This window comes from Lamprobacter modestohalophilus (assembly GCF_016583905.1).
GTDB lineage: Bacteria > Pseudomonadota > Gammaproteobacteria > Chromatiales > Chromatiaceae > Lamprobacter > Lamprobacter modestohalophilus.
The window spans coordinates 65,386-81,312 of record NZ_NRRY01000002.1 but is presented as its reverse complement, the minus strand read 5'-3'; the positions used below and the strand labels follow the sequence as shown (position 1 = coordinate 81,312).

The 15,927-nt window shown below is 62.7% G+C and carries 14 protein-coding genes; 5 read left to right on the top strand and 9 right to left on the bottom strand.

Features of this window, described 5'->3' with window-relative positions; translation table 11 throughout:
• Positions 1 to 20 precede the first annotated feature (20 nt).
• From CKO42_RS01460 to ppc, 3 genes are read right to left on the bottom strand one after another with little or no spacing between them, the layout of a single operon-like run.
• Positions 21 to 599, bottom strand: a complete 579-nt coding sequence (locus CKO42_RS01460) for a plasmid pRiA4b ORF-3 family protein (RefSeq protein ID WP_200237269.1) — start codon at positions 597 to 599, stop codon at positions 21 to 23.
• Positions 580 to 1,233, bottom strand: coding sequence for a protein N-terminal glutamine amidohydrolase (locus CKO42_RS01455; RefSeq protein WP_200237257.1), 654 nt, complete (start codon positions 1,231 to 1,233; stop codon positions 580 to 582). Before CKO42_RS01455 ends, CKO42_RS01460 begins: the two co-directional genes overlap by 20 nt.
• Positions 1,234 to 1,284: 51 nt before the next feature.
• Positions 1,285 to 4,080 (bottom strand): phosphoenolpyruvate carboxylase, encoded by a 2,796-nt coding sequence (gene ppc / locus CKO42_RS01450; protein ID WP_200237242.1) that lies wholly within the window; start codon positions 4,078 to 4,080, stop codon positions 1,285 to 1,287.
• Between the two features lie 369 nt (positions 4,081 to 4,449).
• Here ppc and CKO42_RS01445 point away from each other — a divergent pair, with 369 nt between their 5' ends.
• Positions 4,450 to 5,319, top strand: coding sequence for a dienelactone hydrolase family protein (locus CKO42_RS01445; protein WP_200237238.1), 870 nt, complete (start codon positions 4,450 to 4,452; stop codon positions 5,317 to 5,319).
• Between the two features lie 129 nt (positions 5,320 to 5,448).
• On the opposite strand, the gene CKO42_RS01440 is transcribed toward CKO42_RS01445, so the two are convergent.
• Positions 5,449 to 7,059, bottom strand: coding sequence for a BCCT family transporter (locus CKO42_RS01440; RefSeq protein WP_200237232.1), 1,611 nt, complete (start codon positions 7,057 to 7,059; stop codon positions 5,449 to 5,451).
• A 158-nt stretch (positions 7,060 to 7,217) separates the two neighbouring features.
• Between CKO42_RS01440 and lspA the strand changes: the two genes are divergently transcribed.
• From lspA to CKO42_RS01425, 3 genes are all read left to right on the top strand, one after another.
• A complete protein-coding gene (gene lspA, locus CKO42_RS01435; protein WP_200237226.1) occupies positions 7,218 to 7,724 on the top strand; it encodes a signal peptidase II in 507 nt (168 codons plus the stop codon).
• A gap of 89 nt (positions 7,725 to 7,813) precedes the next feature.
• On the top strand, positions 7,814 to 8,719 hold the full coding sequence (rimK, locus tag CKO42_RS01430; protein WP_200237222.1) for a 30S ribosomal protein S6--L-glutamate ligase: 906 nt from the start codon (positions 7,814 to 7,816) through the stop codon (positions 8,717 to 8,719).
• Entirely contained in the window at positions 8,706 to 9,758 is a 1,053-nt protein-coding gene (locus tag CKO42_RS01425) for a succinylglutamate desuccinylase/aspartoacylase domain-containing protein (RefSeq protein ID WP_200237219.1), read from the top strand. The genes rimK and CKO42_RS01425 overlap by 14 nt, the downstream gene beginning before the upstream one ends.
• Positions 9,759 to 9,782: 24 nt before the next feature.
• Here CKO42_RS01425 and CKO42_RS01420 read toward each other — a convergent pair whose 3' ends face one another.
• The 4 genes from CKO42_RS01420 to CKO42_RS01405 form a co-directional block, all read right to left on the bottom strand.
• Positions 9,783 to 10,700, bottom strand: coding sequence for a COG3904 family protein (locus CKO42_RS01420; protein ID WP_338034827.1), 918 nt, complete (start codon positions 10,698 to 10,700; stop codon positions 9,783 to 9,785).
• Positions 10,701 to 10,780: 80 nt separating this feature from the next.
• Positions 10,781 to 10,945, bottom strand: a complete 165-nt coding sequence (locus tag CKO42_RS01415; RefSeq protein WP_200237216.1) for a hypothetical protein — start codon at positions 10,943 to 10,945, stop codon at positions 10,781 to 10,783.
• A 33-nt stretch (positions 10,946 to 10,978) separates the two neighbouring features.
• Complete coding sequence (hisF, locus tag CKO42_RS01410; RefSeq protein WP_200237213.1) at positions 10,979 to 12,667, bottom strand: imidazole glycerol phosphate synthase subunit HisF; 1,689 nt, start codon at positions 12,665 to 12,667, stop codon at positions 10,979 to 10,981.
• Positions 12,668 to 12,723: 56 nt separating this feature from the next.
• Positions 12,724 to 13,710, bottom strand: coding sequence for a MerR family transcriptional regulator (locus CKO42_RS01405; protein ID WP_242479042.1), 987 nt, complete (start codon positions 13,708 to 13,710; stop codon positions 12,724 to 12,726).
• 286 nt (positions 13,711 to 13,996) lie between these two features.
• Here CKO42_RS01405 and CKO42_RS01400 point away from each other — a divergent pair, with 286 nt between their 5' ends.
• The gene (locus tag CKO42_RS01400) at positions 13,997 to 14,524 is read left to right on the top strand and encodes a hypothetical protein (RefSeq protein WP_200237207.1); all 528 of its coding nucleotides are present in this window, start codon (positions 13,997 to 13,999) and stop codon (positions 14,522 to 14,524) included.
• On the opposite strand, the gene lptF is transcribed toward CKO42_RS01400, so the two are convergent.
• A complete protein-coding gene (gene lptF / locus CKO42_RS01395; protein WP_200237204.1) occupies positions 14,521 to 15,618 on the bottom strand; it encodes an LPS export ABC transporter permease LptF in 1,098 nt (365 codons plus the stop codon). The two genes, CKO42_RS01400 and lptF, sit on opposite strands and share 4 nt — an antisense overlap.
• Between the last annotated feature and the right edge of the window lie 309 nt (positions 15,619 to 15,927).

Here is a 15,927-nt window from a genome sequence, read left to right as displayed (position 1 = left end):
CCTGACAGCAAGGCTCGCAATCAGACTTGCGGGCTATCCATCTGCTGAAAAAAGAGTCGCGAATTGATATCGTTCAGATCGAGTTCATCGGGGTCGAAATCGCCACCAATCCACTCCTTCAATTCATCGTGCTCGGGATGCTCAGGATTGGCCAATGCATCCAGAAATGCGTAATAACCCCAGACTCCGCCAACATCCTCAGGCGGACAAGCCCCCTTGCCTTTGAGGCACTGTGGCAACCGTTGCGCCTGGTCGAAAGGCAGGATCTTCTCCAACGTGATCTTGTGATTCCAGCCATCGCCAAAATCATACTCGTAGATCATTGACGCCTTTTCCTTCTTTAGGAGTTGATCAAGCCGATATTGTCGCTCGTCCGCCATCTCCATAAAATCATCGTAAGGGCTTGGTGCGCCATAGTATTGACCCTCTACGATGAATTGGTGCAGATGAGAATCCGTCCACCCCATCAGGGCCTGCAGGATCGCATGCAAGTCTGCAAGCGGGGTTCTGTTCAGCACTAGGACGCGTCGCCAGATCGGCGGCTTAGTCTGCTTGAGCGCGACCTTCAACTGATAGATTTTACGTGATTCTTGGACCATGGACGGCACCCTCATCTGCGCAATAGATCGCTAAAAATGCATCAAGATCAATCACAATCCCCGGCCCATCAGACGCGCTTAAATCTCGATAGTACCGCAGATCCACCTTCGAATCCGTCCTTGTACTGGCCTTGGCATCAGCGCTGTCTCCAACCCCAATACAGGGCCAGGGCGGCGGTGGCTGGAGCCAGTGTCCAACAGCGTCCCGCATGTGACGCCGATCACTGGAAAAATCCCGCAGATAGTCTGCACTGGGGACCAGCCGAAACAGGGGCCGCAGCGGGGCCGGCCATGCGGCCGCCCGGGGGAAGCTGTGCGCGACCCAGATGCGCGCCGCCACCGGTTGCGGCAACTGAGTATCCAGATCCCAGATGCGCCGCTCCTGATCGAGCGCAATGCAATGGTAATCCCACCAAGCAACGCCATCGGCCGCGCCAGCCTGCTGCTCCGCGATCGGGCAGATCCCAGAGAGACTCGCGACAAAGATCACCAGCTCGATATGGACGCCTAGCGGCGGTTCGGCGCAGAGCCACCAGATGTTCTCCTCGCAATAGAACGGCTGATAGCGCCGCTGCTGGCGGACCTGCTCCTGCTCGCGACCGCGGTGACGGATCTGCTCATGCGGCTCCTGCAATCTTAGCTTGTGAGCCTGATCAGCGTGAAACGAGCACATTGAGCAGAGCCATCAACCGGTGTTGCGCATGCCAGCGGCAATGGCGTTGATCGAGCGCAGCAGTGGATCGAGCCATTCCTTGCGCGCCTCCTCGTTCGGCTCGTTGCGATAGCGCTCGAGCAGGGTGATCTGGATATGGTTCAAGGGGTCGAGATAGCTGTTGCGCCGCGCCAGCGAGAGCTGCAGCTCGGGCGTCTCCTCCATCACCGCATGCAGGCCAGCCACGTTCAGCACCTGGGTCAGGGTGCGTTGATATTCATCGGCGATCGCCCGGTAGATCGCCTCGGCACGCGCCTGATCCGGCATCAACTGCGCGTACTCATGGGCGATCTGCATCTCGGCCTTGAACAGCGACATCTGCGTGTTGCTCAAGATCGCACGGAAGAACGGCCATTCCTGATACATCCGTTGCAGCTTCGCCAAGCGTTCCAGGTCTCCTTGTCGCCATTGCTCGATCGCACTGCCGATGCCGAGCCAGGCCGGCAGGGTATGCCGTGCCTGGGCCCAGCCGAAGACCCAGGGGATGGCACGGATCGAGCCCAGCGAGCGGTCGGCCTTCTTCCGATGCGAAGGCCGCGAGCCGATGTTGAGTAGCGCGATCGCGTCGACCGGGGTCGCCTCATAGAAATAGTCCAGCAGCCCCGGGGTGTCGCAGATCAGGCCGCGGTAGTGCGCCTCGCCGAGCCGCGCCAGCTCTTCCATGATGCCGAGATAATCCTTGCGCGGCTTGATCGGCGGCTCGATCACACAGCGGCTCGCCTTCATCAGGCCGCTGATCCCCATGGTCAGCTCATAGAGAGCCGTTTCTGGGTTGGCATAGCGATAGGAGAGCACCTCACCCTGCTCGGTGAACTTGATCTGCCCGTGCACGGTGTCTTCCGGCTGCGACAGGATCGCCTCATGGGTCGGGCCACCGCCGCGACCGATGGTGCCGCCACGACCATGGAAGAGCCGGCACTTGACGCCGCGCCCCTCGGCGAGAGCAATGATCTTTTCTTGTGCCTCATAAAGATTCCAGGCCGAGGCGAGGATGCCGCCGTCCTTACAGGAGTCCGAGTAGCCGAGCATCACCTCCTGCAGATTCCCGGAGGCCTTGAGCAGCGCCGCGTAGGTCGAGTTGTCGAATAACGCCGACATCACGGAATCGATATGCGCCAGGTCTTCGATGGTCTCGAACAGCGGCGAGATGCGCAGATGGCAGAACCAACCGTCCGGGGTCTGCCCGGCGAGCCCGGCCAAGCGCGCCAGCAGCATCACCTCCATCACATGGCTGGCGCTATGCGTCATCGAGATCACGTAGGCGCCGAAGACCTGCTCGCTGATCTCAGCACGCATCCGCGCCATCGACTCGAACACCTCGAGCGTCTCGCGGGTCTCAGGCGTTAGCGTGCCCTTATCGATATGGAAGGGATGCGGATGGCCGATCGCCTCGGCCAAGGCCAGCAACTTCTGCTCCTCGCTGAAGGCATGATAGAGCGGTGCACCGGGCTGACGCGCGAACAGCTCGATCACCGCCTCGGTGTGGCGCGTCGACTCCTGGCGGACATCCAGATGCACCAGATGGAAGCCAAAGGTCTCGACCAGGCGCAGCAGATCCTTCAGCTCGCCATCGGCGGCATTGGCGTCGCCGTGGCTGATCAGCGAGTCGCGGATCAGGTAGAGGTCGTCGAGCAGCTCGCCCTCGTGCGCATAGCCCTCGGGCAGGATCTCCGGACTCTGGTCATCATCGATCCGCGCCCGCACCCGCGCCAGCGTGGTCTCCAGCCGATGCCGAACGATGAACAGCTTGCGTCGATAGGGCTCATGAAAATAGCGCCGATGGGTCTGGCGCATGGTATGCAGCCAGTAATCCTCGTCATCGTCGAGGGCATCGAGGAACGGCGTCGAGGGCTGCACCAGCAAGCTCGAATGGCTGAGGATGCGGGTCAACCGCCGCACCCGCGCGATGTAATGCTCGAGCACCAGCTCGCAGTGCATGCGCACCGCCAGCTCGGTGGTCTCCGGCTTCACGTAGGGATTGCCATCGCGATCACCGCCGATCCAGGAGCCAAAGCCGATGAAGCTCGGCACCAGCACGCCGCTGTTGCTGCCGTACAGACGCCGAACCGCACGCTCCAGGTTGCGGTACACCTGCGGCACGGTCTCGAACAGCGACTCGCGGAAGAAGTACAGCCCCTGCCTGACCTCATCGGTCACCTGCGGCTTGTGCACCCGCACCTCATCGGTCTTCCAGAGCACCTGGATCTCGCTCAGGATCTGGCCAAGGCGGTCTTGCTGCTCTTCCTCATTGAGCTTATGCCGGTGCAGGTCGAGGGCAGCCAGGAAGATGCGTCGATGGGTCTCCAGCGTGGTGCGCCGCTTGGCCTCGGTGGGGTGCGCGGTGAAGACCGGCAGATAGGCGAGTTCGTTCAGCAACCGCTGCAGCCCCGCTGCATCGACACCGTCGGCATGGAACTGGCGCAGCGTATGATCGAAGGAGCCGCGCCAGAGCCGACCGCCGGCGCTGACCAGCGAGCGCCGGTTCAGATAGGCGTGCACATCTTCGACCAGATGCGCCAGGCTGAAATAGATGGTGTAGGCGCGGATCACCTCGGCGAGGGTCTGCGAGTCGAGCCCGTTGATACGCTTCATCAGCTTCGCGCGTAGCTCAGGGTCGTCCTGCTCGCGCAGCGTCAGAAAGCCCTCGCGCAGGCGCTCCACCACCACGAGCACGCGCTTGCGGCTGTGTTCGCGCAGGACCTCGCCGAGCAAGGTGGCGAAGAGTGCGATATCGCGCTCGGAACCGGATAAGGGCTGGGTGTCGTTCATCGCGATACTGCGTTCGGGATGGGAAAGATGGAAGCCTAGCCGCGGTTTTGGCTTAGGCCGCGCGGCGGCTCGCTCAAGCGGGCTGAGGTGCAGGTAGCGCGCGGACTCTTCGATCTGCCGCCGATGGTTCTGCAGGATTCATCCGCTGCGGGAGCTTGAGTCTACCCTGCCACCACCCCAATGAAAACCGGGTTGAGCGCCCAAGCCCCCGCCTGCGCTCGACGCTTGTCGTCTAGTCGCCGATGCGTCTATGGTCGCAACGACGGCGGTGGCAGCCAAACGCTGGCCCTGGCCCTAGCCCTGGATTTCGCTGCCGGCACGCAGTCATCGCACCCACAAACACCCCCGAAACCACTCAGGAGACCCTGCATGCGCCCGAATCATCATCTCGCCCACCTGCCTAGGCTCGCCACCGGCCCTGTCCCGGGACTTGCTGTCAGCCTTGCCGCCAGCCTTGTTGCCGGCCTTATTGTCAGCCTGGCTGTCGGCCTGGCTTCTTCCGGCGCCGCTCAGGCCGCGGTGCAAACCAAGGCCATCAGTTACGAGGACGAAGGCGTCCCGCTCACTGGCCATCTGTACTGGGATGATGCGATCGAAGGTGATCGCCCTGGCATCCTCGTTATCCATGAGTGGTGGGGCCTCAACGATTACGCCAAACAGCGCGCACGCATGCTGGCTGAATTGGGCTATGTCGCCTTCGCGGCCGATATGTACGGCAACGATCAGGTCACCGACCAGCCTGCTCAGGCCAAGGAGTGGATGCAAGAGGTCACCGTCGACCCCGAGCTTTGGCGTCAGCGCGCCGATGCGGGACTGGCGCAGCTCAAGGCGGCTACTGATGTGGATGCGGAGCAGATTGCTGCGATCGGCTACTGCTTTGGTGGCGGCACCGTCCTGCAGATGGCCTATGGCGGCGCCGATCTCGACGGCATCGTCAGCTTTCACGGCTCGTTTCCTGCCGCCCCTGAAGAAAGTATTGGCAAGATCAAGCCTGAGATCCTAATCCTGCACGGTCAGGCCGATAGCTTCGTCGCGCCCGAGGTCGTCAGCAACTTCCAGAACAAGCTCGAAGAGGCCGGAGCCAACTGGGAGATGGACATCTACGGCGGCGCGCGCCACGGCTTCACCAACCCGAACGCCGGCGACTATGGCCTCGAGAACCTGCAGCATGATCCGCAGGCCGATACCCGCTCCTGGCAGCGGATGCAGCGCTTCTTCGATGAGATCTTCGCTGATTGAGGCGAGCCAGCACGGGCGAGCCAGAATAAGCGAGCCAGCACGAGCAAGGCGCGGTCGAGGCCGCGCCTTGCTCCCCGATGGCTCAGCCAGCAGCAGTCAGACTGACGCTAGCCGACCCGCAAGAGCGCGCTAGGCGCTACTTTCGGCGGTTGCCGCATCGCGTTTGGCGCTGCGGCCTTCACCAAGCACGTAGCGCCGCTCATGGCTCAGCCCCATGTAGAGCGCGAGACACATCGCCAACAGTACCAGCGTGAACGGCAGACCCACGGTGATCGCCGCCGCTTGCAAGGCACCCAGCGCATCGGCGCCGCCCCCGAACAGCAACGCACCCGCGATCAACCCCTCCATCGTCGCCCAGAAGATGCGCTGTGGCACCGGCGCATCGAGCTTACCGCCGGCGGTGATGCTATCGATCACCAAGGAGCCGGAGTCTGATGAGGTGACAAAAAAGACCAGCACGAGCACGATCGCGAGTGATGACGTCCACATGGCCCAAGGCAGATTGGCCAACATCTGGAACAACGCCAGCGAGACCTCGCCGACCCCATCGGCGAGCTCGCCGACGCCAGCCTGCATTTGATCGATTCCAGCACCGCCGAAGGCGCTCATCCAAACCACAGTCACGAGGGTTGGAACCAGCAGCACCGCGACCAGGAATTGACGCACCGTGCGCCCCTTGGAGACGCGAGCGATGAACATGCCAACGAACGGCGACCAGGAGATCCACCAGGCCCAGTAGAACACCGTCCAGCCGTTGTAGAACTTCTCGTCCTCACGCCCAATCCAGTTACTCAGCGGGATGATGTTCTCGGCGTAGGCGCCAGCGGTGCGCGCTATCTCACTAAAGATGCCAAGCCCAACGCCAACCGCAATCACGAAGAGCAGCAGCGCCAGTGCCAGCAGCATGTTGATGTTACTGAGCAACTTGACGCCGCCATCCAGCCCGCGCACCACTGAAATGATCGCAATCGAGGTCACGCCAATAATGATCGCGATCTGGGTATTGATCCCGCTATCGATTCCGAACAGATAGCCGAGCCCGCCAGCAGCCTGTTGCGCGCCGAAGCCCAAGGAGGTTGCCAGACCAAAGATGGTCGCCATCACCGCGACGACATCGATGACGTGCCCGAACCAGCCCCAGGAACGATCCTTGATGAACGGATAGAAGGCTGATCGGATGGTCAGCGGCAGCCCCTTGTTATAGCTGAAGAAGGCCAGCGAGAGCGCCACCACGGCGTAGATGGCCCAGGGATGCAGGCCCCAGTGGAACATGGTGGCGCCCATCGCCAGGTCAGCACCCTCAGGCGTGCGCGGCGCGACCCCGAGCGGCGTCCCCCACCAATCGCTAAAGTAGGCGGCGGGCTCGGCCACGCTCCAGAACATCAGCCCGATGCCCATGCCGGCCGCGAACAGCATCGCGAACCAGGAGATGAGCGAGAACTCCGGTTTCGCATCAACCCCGCCAAGGCGGATACTGCCGACCGGCAGCACGATCAGCAGCAGGCAGAAGAGCACGAAGATGTTCCCGGCGACCAGGAACAGCCAATCGAAGTTGTCGATCGACCAGCCCTTGGAGCCATCGAACGCCTGCTTGGCCTCGCTGGGAAAGATCAGGGTACCGATCACGAACAGCAGCACCAAGATGCTGGAAATGATGAAGACTGGGTTGTGCATATCCATGCCCCAGGTTCTGATATTGTCTTGCCCGACCTCGTAGTCGGTCTTGTAAAGATCTCGCATTTTGTCCGCTCCGAAGGGATGGATTGCGGGCCCCAATCGAGTCTAAGGCCATACAAAAACCTTCGTACCCTAACAGTCTCAGGCCCCGGTTTTCAAATCGCGTCCTGAATTCTCGCTCCTGAAAAGGGGCTTTTCGCGCAAAAGATCGCTCGCTCCCGATGAAACACTGGCTATGGCTCTCCGTTGTCGTGATCCTCTTGGACCAGGCCAGCAAGTGGCTGGTGCTGAGCATGCTCGCCCCCTACCAAGTGCTCGAACTGCTGCCCAACCTGAATCTGACCCTCCTGTTCAACCGGGGCGCCGCCTTCAGCTTTCTCGCCGACGCCGGCGGCTGGCAACGCTGGCTGCTTGCTGGCTTCGCGCTCCTGATCACAGTCGTCCTGGTGGCCTGGCTGGTCAGGCTACAGCCCGGCAAGTGGCTACTGGCCTCTGGCTTAGCGCTGATCATCGGAGGCGCCATCGGTAACCTGATCGATCGTGTCGTCTTCGGACACGTGGTCGACTTCATTCAGGTGTATCTGCCACTGATCCCCATGCGCCTCTTCAATCCTTGGCCGGCCTTCAACGTTGCTGACAGCGCGATCAGCATCGGCGTCGTGATCCTATTGATCGAAACCTTTCGCGACGAGCACCCAAAGCCCGGCGTTGAAGGCTCGAGCGCATAGGAGCACGCCCCAAGACCATCATTCGCGCCGCACGGCGTCAGCACGCAGCGCTGAAGCCCGGCCGCCATCCACCCAACCCTGGAGATGAGATGAAGATCGCCATCCTCTCACGTAACCCGAGGCTCTACTCGACGCGCCGGCTCGCCGAAGCCGCACGCGAGCGAGGCCACGAGGCGCGCGTGATCGACGTGCTGCGCTGTTACATGAACATCACCTCGCACGCGCCTTCGATTCACTACAAAGGTGAGCAGCTGACCGGATTCGATGCAGTCATCCCACGTATCGGCGCCTCGGTAACCTTCTACGGCACCGCGGTGCTGCGTCAGTTCGAGATGATGAACGTCTACCCGCTGAATGAGTCTGTCGCGATCACCCGCGCCCGCGACAAGCTCCGCTCATTGCAACTGCTCTCACGCCGTGGCATCGGCCTGCCGATCACCGGCTTCGCCCATACCCCGGACGATATCGAGGACCTGATCAAGATGGTCGGCGGCGCTCCGCTGGTGATCAAATTGCTCGAGGGCACCCAGGGTATCGGCGTGGTGCTCGCTGAGACCCGCCAGGCCGCCGAGAGCGTGATCGAGGCCTTCCTCGGCCTCAAGGTCAACATCCTGGTGCAGGAATATATCCGTGAGGCCAAGGGCGCCGATATCCGTTGCTTTGTGATCGGCGAGAAGGTGGTCGCGGCGATGCGCCGGCAGGCGAAACCGGGTGAGTTCCGCTCCAATCTTCACCGTGGCGGCAGCGCTGAGCTGATTCGCATCACACCGGAAGAGCGCTCCACGGCAGTCCGCGCAGCCAAGATCATGGGGCTGAATGTGGCCGGTGTCGATGTGCTGCGCTCCAACCACGGCCCTGTGGTCATGGAGGTCAATTCATCCCCCGGCCTGGAAGGCATCGAAGCGGCCACCGGCAAGGATGTCGCCGGGCAGATGATCGCTTTTATCGAGAAGGACGCCCTCGCTGGCAAGACGCGCACCCGTGGCAAGGGCTAGCGCACACCCGGCGGGGATACGCATCGGCGGTCATCTGGTGCGCCCGGGCGAGCGCGCGCGCATCGACCTCCCACTGCCGATCCTGTTCACCCAGAACCCGGTGGTGCTGCCGGTGCATGTCTTGCACGGTCGCCGCCCAGGGCCGCGGCTGTTCATCACCGCCGCCGTGCATGGCGACGAGATCAACGGCATCGCGATCATTCGCCGCCTGCTCAGCAGCACCGCGCTGCGCTCGCTGCGCGGTACCCTGCTGGCGGTGCCGGTGGTCAATGTCTACGGCTTCGTCCGCCACTCGCGCTACCTGCCCGATCGGCGCGACCTGAATCGCAGCTTTCCCGGCTCCGAGGGCGGCTCGCTCGCCGGCCGACTCGCGGCCACATTGATGAGCGAGATCGTCACCGAGAGCGACCTTGGGATCGACCTACATACCGGCGCCGCGCACCGTGAGAACCTACCGCAGATCCGCGCCCGGGTTGAAGAGATCGGGATCGCTGACCTCGCACGCGCATTCGGCGCCCCCGTGATCCTCGACGCGGATGTTCGCGACGGCTCGCTGCGCGCTGCGGCGGCTGCGCTTGATGTGCCGGTCCTGCTCTATGAGGCCGGCGAGGCACTGCGCTTCGATGAGCTGTCGATCCGCGCCGGCGTGCGCGGCATCCTCGGCGTCATGCGCCGTCTCGGGATGATCCGCGACAGCAGTCGACGCCAGCGCTCACCGCATCAACCGATGATCGCCCGCTCCAGCGTTTGGGCCCGCGCTCATACCAGCGGCATGTTGCGGTTTGCCCGCCCACTCGGCGCCTGGGTTGAGAAGGGCGAGCGGCTCGCCACCGTCGCTGACCCCTTCGGCAACGGCGAAGAGGCGGTCACTTCGCCCGCCGCGGGTATCGTCATCGGCCGCATGAATCTGCCGCTGATCACCGAGGGTGAGGCACTGTTCCATATCGCCCGTTTCAAGACCGACGCCGTCGCCGACACGGTCGAGCAATTCCAAGCGCTGCTCGAGCCCGATGACCTGCTCGAGGAGCCGATCGACTAAGAGGGTGAGCGTTTCTACAGCCGATCAGAAGCCGGCCACGACCTTGGTCACCAACCCAGTGTCGAGGGCCTCACCGAGCGAGATCCAGTACATCTTGTTGTTCGGCACCGCCGCTGCCGCCAGGGCAACACTGTCATCGATCCCCATTTCACGTAGATAGAGGGCGGCGCTCACCACCGAGAGCTGCCCGCCTTCATGGCTGCTGAGGTGCGCGGGAACCTTGCTCTGGTGGATACCGAGGCGAACATTGGCGGTGACGTAACGCTCGATGCCGCCAGCCAGCACATCGACACAGGCCGAGGTGCAGAGTTCATCGACGCCGACCGGAATGCCGTTTTCGCGCAACCAGCGTCCTAGCCGCCGTGCCTCATAGAGCGAGCCGCCCGGGCTATTGATGACCAAGCCAACGGCCCGCTCGGCACGCAGCCGCGCGATGACCTTATCCGCAAAGCCATCGTTGATCTCGCCATCGACGATCAGCCACGTCCGATCAACGCCGCCGTTCTCATCGAACCGCACCAGACCAGAGGTTGCGCCGGTGAGACTGACAAGATGAGCGCAGGCGCTGCGGGCAATCTCAACCATCTGATCGCGCTGTGAGGGGCGAGCCGCCGCGATCCGCGCCAGGTAGTTAGCACGCGCGATCATCTGCTCGACCTCGAACCCGTACTGATCCAACGCCGCAATCACCACTGCGTCGGTGGCCGCACGATCTCCGTTCTGCACCACGCGCAGCAGATGGCAGGCGGCGATCTCGCTCAAGAGTTCATCCGCGTCGATCCCCGCTGGCAGGCGCTGACGACCGTCTGGCAGACCCGCGCAGCCAGCGAGCAGCAGTATCGTCAGCCAAGAGACCGCCAACAGCAGGCCGGGCTTGGAGAGCCGATCAGCGGTCGAAAACCGCCATCCGGAGGCGCGAAGCCAGTTCAGCCAATTCGCCACCCGATTAAGCGTCGGCTTGCAGCAAAACGTCACCCTCGCAACACTCAAGACGAACGCGACGCTCAGATGCCGCCAACTGCTCATGCCCATGTCTGCGGGCGCCAACCGCCTAGGACACTGCCCAGGCTCAAGGCCCTGCCCATGTCCATGTCCATGTCCATGTCCATGCTCATGCCCATGCCCATGCCCATGCCCATGCCCATGCCCATGCCCATGCCCATGCCCATGCCCATGCTCAGGATCATGCCCAAGCCCAGATGCCGGCCAGTGCACAGTCCCTAGTCTCGAACCGGAATGCCATCAGCACTCAGCTGCGCCTTGACCGCTGCAATTGGCACCTCGCGGCGGTGGAAGATCCCGGCAGCAAGCGCCGCCTCAGCACCGGTGCGCTCAAACACCTCAGAGAAATGCTCCGGCCGACCGGCGCCGCTCGAGGCGATCACCGGGATGCTCACTGCGGAGCGCACCGCTTCGATGAGTTCCAAATCGAAGCCGCTGCCGGTGCCGTCGCGATCGATCGAGTTGAGCAGGATCTCGCCGGCGCCGAGCTGCTCACAAACACGTGCCAGCTCCACCGCGTCCACATCCCGACCCTCACGCCCGCCCTTGACCGTGCACTGGAACCAGCAGTAGCGCTCGCCGTTCGGCCCCGGAATCGCGGTCTCGATGACGGTTCGCTCGGTCGCCTCTGGCGACGGCACATAGACGCGCCGAGGGTCGACCGAGATCACCACGGCTTGATTGCCATACACCCGAGCGATCTCCTCGATCGCGCTGCTGCCGTCGCCGCCACCCCGTGCGCGGACGGTCTCGACCGTTTCGACCGCATCGGAGCCAATCGAGATCTTGTCCGCGCCGGAGCGAAAATACTCACCGGCCACATCGAGCGCACTGTAGACATGGCCATCAGCATCGGTGAAGGCGCGGATGCCACCGCCAATGGTCAGGGGGACGAAGACGTTCTCGGAGGTTCGCCGCAAGACCTCGAGCATCGGTTGATCGGCGAGTGGAAAGTCGCGAAAGGCCGTGATGTTGAGGAAGGTGATCTCGTCGGCGCCCTCCTCGTAGTAGCGCTGAGCCAGCTCGACCGGCTTACCGAGGTTACGCACCTCGCCACCGGACTCGCGGACGTCGTACTGATCGCCCTTCGTCACCACCAGATCTCCGGCGTCATTACTGCGCACGTCCAGACACGCAATGACACGCTTCGTGAGCTGGGTCGGTAAGGCGCCGTCTTGCTCGCCGTCTTGCTCACCGTCTTGCTCGCCACCTTTCCCGCCAAACGACGGCCGCCGATCCTCGGAGCCGGCGGCGACCTGCGTTGGCGGCCCTGCCGCAGCGGCCAGTGACGGCTGATCAAGCGCGCCACCCAAGAACCGCCCCAATACCTCGAGCCCAGCCTGGCCGCTCTTCTCCGGGTGGAATTGCACCGCCGCAACCCGACCACGCTGGACCGCACTGACGAAGGCGCCACCATAGTCGGTCTCAGCCAAGACCCAGCGGGCATTCTCGGCGTTCGCTTCCGCATGATAAGAATGCACGAAATAGAAGCGCTGCTGCTCTAGGCCCGACAGCAAGGCACTGTCGCGCTGCAGCCGCAGGCCATTCCAGCCCATGTGCGGTACCGCGAGTCGGCGCTCAGAGAACCGCCGCACAACACCCGGGATAACGCCTAGCCCAGGGATACCGGGAGACTCTTCGCTGCCTTCGAACAGGCTCTGCAGCCCGATGCAGATGCCGAGAAAGGGCCGATCCGCAGCGAGGTATTCCTGCAACGGCTCGGTGTAGCCCAGGGCATTGAGCCGCTGCATGGCTGCCCCGAAGGCCCCGACGCCGGGAAAGATCAGATATTCAGCGTTGAGGATGTCGTCCGGTCGACGGATATCGGTCAGCTCGAAACCGAGCTTCGAAATCGCATTGCGCAGACTGCGCACATTGCCGGCACCATAGTCGAGGAGCGAGATCATGAGGATTAGACAGCCAAGCCGATCATTCGAAGGCGAAGTTTAGCAGCAGGCGGGCCTCATCTGATATCGATCCCCTCTGCCTCGACCACCCGCGCCAATGCCGCCTCCATTGTCGCCCGGGCGCGCGCGGTTGCCGCATGGAGGAATGCGTGCAGGGCGGCATCGTCGGCATTGCGGTTCTCGCACTCGCGACTGTACTGCTCAAAGGCGACCAAGCTCGAGACCAGCTGGACCAAATGGTGGGGGCACTCGCAACGCACCGTTGGCGAGGCGGTGGCAATGCGCGCCAAGCTCGTATTGTCGTAGAGCCGACGAGGAATCGGCGACGCTAGGTCAACGCCTTCGAGGATCGCCTCAGGCGAAGGAAACTTATCGCTACCATGCAATGCTGCACACCAGCGCACGAGCTCGGCCGCATCGACCGGCGCACGCTTGGCGACGATGCGCTGCGCCTCGAGCCGCTCCACCGCGGAACGCGGCGCGAAGCCATAGACGACGAGTCCCTGGGTTGCACCAGACTCGGTGAGTAGATCGGTAATCTGTGCGATGCGGTCGAGCTGGATGGTCGGGCGCTCGAGCACCAGCAGATCGATCTTCAGGTCGGCAGCGGCACGCCGAAAGCGATGCTCGTCTTCGAACGCGCCCACCAGCTCGACACCGTCTTCGAACACGGCTGCGCGCTCGCTATCTCGGGCCAACAAGGTCGGCAGCGTGGGCCCCAACACCGCAACCCGACAGGGTGGCAGGTCACCCTCGACGGTTGGGGCCAAACTGAGACCGCGCGAGCGTTCGTGTAGCTGCGGCAGCGTGAGCGGCGCGACATGGCTGATCGCGTCGCCGTTGTCGACCAGCCGCTTTATCAGCGTCAAGCGGCCTACGTCTTCCGCCGAATACAGGCGAGTGCCCGCTTCAGATCGGATCGGCTCCACCACCGCATAACGCCGCTCCCAGACACGCAAGGTATCGGGTGGAATACCTGTCAGGCGCGCGACTGCGCCAATCCGATAGGTCTGAGCGGCAAACGAATGCTCGGGCTCTGTCAAGGCCACACCTCCTTTGAAAAGGTTTTGTCTATGTAAAATCTGAAATTTACCATTGACAGCAGCATCGGTAACGCCTAATTTCATTTCAAACCTTGGTCAAAATCCCACAGCTTCGACATGAGTCATCGGTTGGCGATTCTAATAGGCACTGTCTACGGACTGAGGATATGGTGCCGCTGCGGCCTTCGACCAAGTTTTGTTCAGGCATATCTCGACAACGCCCCGACGCACCGATGTACCGATGTCGGGCCCGCCACCACTTCCCCACCGCCACAGGAGACGCACAGTGTCCGCAACCAAGATCGCGACCCAGCGCCTGCGCGAAGCCCTATGGGCTGTCGCCGCAGCTAGCGTTGTACTGACGTCGACCGGCGTCGCCGGTGTCCACCAGACGGCCTGCCCTAGCGCGGCCACGGCCAACGCCGCAGAAACGGCGCATCAGCTTGCGAGACCGGGGCCTGGGCTGCTCGCCGTCGTGCGTCATCTTGCTCAGATGCCTAGCGCGTCGCCACACAGAGCAATGAAGCACTTGTTTCACGATAACCTTCAGGATGTCTCGCCCCCCGAGAAACCGGAGCGATTGCTCCAGAGTCATGCCCTGCCCGATCTAGAGGGCTCAGCAAAGGATGCATCGCAGGACTCATCAACGCAGACGCCGAGGTCACAGGACATCGAGCAACGGTGGGAGGCTCGCCAAGAACCGCTCAGTGATCAAGCCTTGCGCGAGCGTATCGCACGTTACCGAGTATCGCCGGAGCAGAACCAGCGCCACGCGGCGATGCCGAACAGCGCTCGAGGGCATTGCGCAGACTAGCCTCGGATCTTGTCTCGGATCTGTTGCAGCCAAAACGATCCGGGCGCCAGGCTCAAGTAGACCATCAATAGAACGGCAGCCTGATACCAGAGCACACCCATCCAGGCCGGGGTGACGCCGGTCTCGAGCCAGTTTTCGGCCAGACGCTGCAGATTGAAGAACGCGAAGTAGGTCAAGAAGGCGAGCAGCAGCCGGCCAGTGCCGCGTTGTCGTGGCGACAGGGTGGTGAGTGGGATCGCCAGTAGCGCGAGCACGTAGATGGCCACGGGCGCTGAGAGCCTGTGGCCCAGCTCGGCCCGATCCAGCAAGGAATCAGAGCCGATCAGATCGCGTGTCGGAAGCGCGGCGCGTCGGCGTCTCTCAACATCGACCTCAGCCTCTGGCTCGAGAAAATAGGTGTAACGATCGAACTCGGCGAAGTCATAGTTGGCAGTGCCGGGGATGCCATCGTAGCGCCGGCCTTCTTCGAGGACGATACGCTGCTCGCCGGTGTTGGCGTCACGCTGATAGCTACCGCGGTTGCTGAGCACCAGGCGCGGCTTTTCAGCGCGTCGGTCCTGAATGAAGACGTCTTTAAAGCGATTCTGATCGTCAATGCGCGCGGCATAGAAGGTGATGTTGCCCTCTTCTTGCAGATAGAAGCGCCCGGCGCGCAGACCTGCGACCTGGGTAGAGGGCTCGCTCTTGGCATCTTCGATGATTTGCAGTTGCAGTGAGGCGTAGGGTTGGCCAATCAGGGCGAACCAGCCGGTTACGACGGAGAGCGGGAGTGCGAACAGCAGGAATGCCCGGTAGAGTCTGAGCGGTCCGAAGCCGCAGGCGCCAAAGGCGATGAGTTCGCTGTCGCGCGCGAGCCGACCGAGGGTGACGAGTGCGGCGATGAAGAAGGCTGGTGGCAACAGGCTGGCGGTGTCGCGCAGTATCTGTAGGCCCAGGTAGTGCAGCACGGCGTTGTTGCTGAGGGCGCCGAGATTAACGTCTTCGAGGGTCCGCAGTAGGAGGATGCTGACCATGACCATGAGTAGGGTCAGGATGATGGCCGAGAAGACCTTGGTGATCTCGGTGAGGAGGTAGCGGTCGGCGACGCTTAGCACGATGTCGATTTGGCGGAAATGCTGGCGATTCTGGTTAACGCTTGCGTGGCTGAACGGGCGGCGGGTCCGAGTGTTCGCTGGTATGAGGCGATCGGTAACCCTTGAGCGGTTGGAGGCTGCTTGGCGGTTGTTACGGCTCTGCTGTTGGTTGTATCAGGCGCTTGCGTGGCTGCCCGGGCACCGGGGTCGGGTGGTGCCGCTCGGGGGACGCCGTGAATACATCCTTGTAGGCTTGAGCGCCGCATCCTTGCGGCGCACACCCCCGAGCGGCACCACCCGACCCCGGCGCCCTCTCTCGGTGGCTCCTTG

Bases quoted from the DNA above. Each gene is read 5' to 3' on its own strand.
- CKO42_RS01460 (WP_200237269.1), bottom strand. From the start codon at position 599: ATGGTCCAAGAATCACGTAAAATCTATCAGTTGAAGGTCGCGCTCAAG.
- ppc (WP_200237242.1), bottom strand. From the start codon at position 4,080: ATGAACGACACCCAGCCCTTATCCGGTTCCGAGCGCGATATCGCACTC.
- CKO42_RS01445 (WP_200237238.1), top strand. From the start codon at position 4,450: ATGCGCCCGAATCATCATCTCGCCCACCTGCCTAGGCTCGCCACCGGC.
- CKO42_RS01440 (WP_200237232.1), bottom strand. From the start codon at position 7,059: ATGCGAGATCTTTACAAGACCGACTACGAGGTCGGGCAAGACAATATC.
- lspA (WP_200237226.1), top strand. From the start codon at position 7,218: ATGAAACACTGGCTATGGCTCTCCGTTGTCGTGATCCTCTTGGACCAG.
- rimK (WP_200237222.1), top strand. From the start codon at position 7,814: ATGAAGATCGCCATCCTCTCACGTAACCCGAGGCTCTACTCGACGCGC.
- CKO42_RS01415 (WP_200237216.1), bottom strand. From the start codon at position 10,945: ATGATCCTGAGCATGGGCATGGGCATGGGCATGGGCATGGGCATGGGC.
- hisF (WP_200237213.1), bottom strand. From the start codon at position 12,667: ATGATCTCGCTCCTCGACTATGGTGCCGGCAATGTGCGCAGTCTGCGC.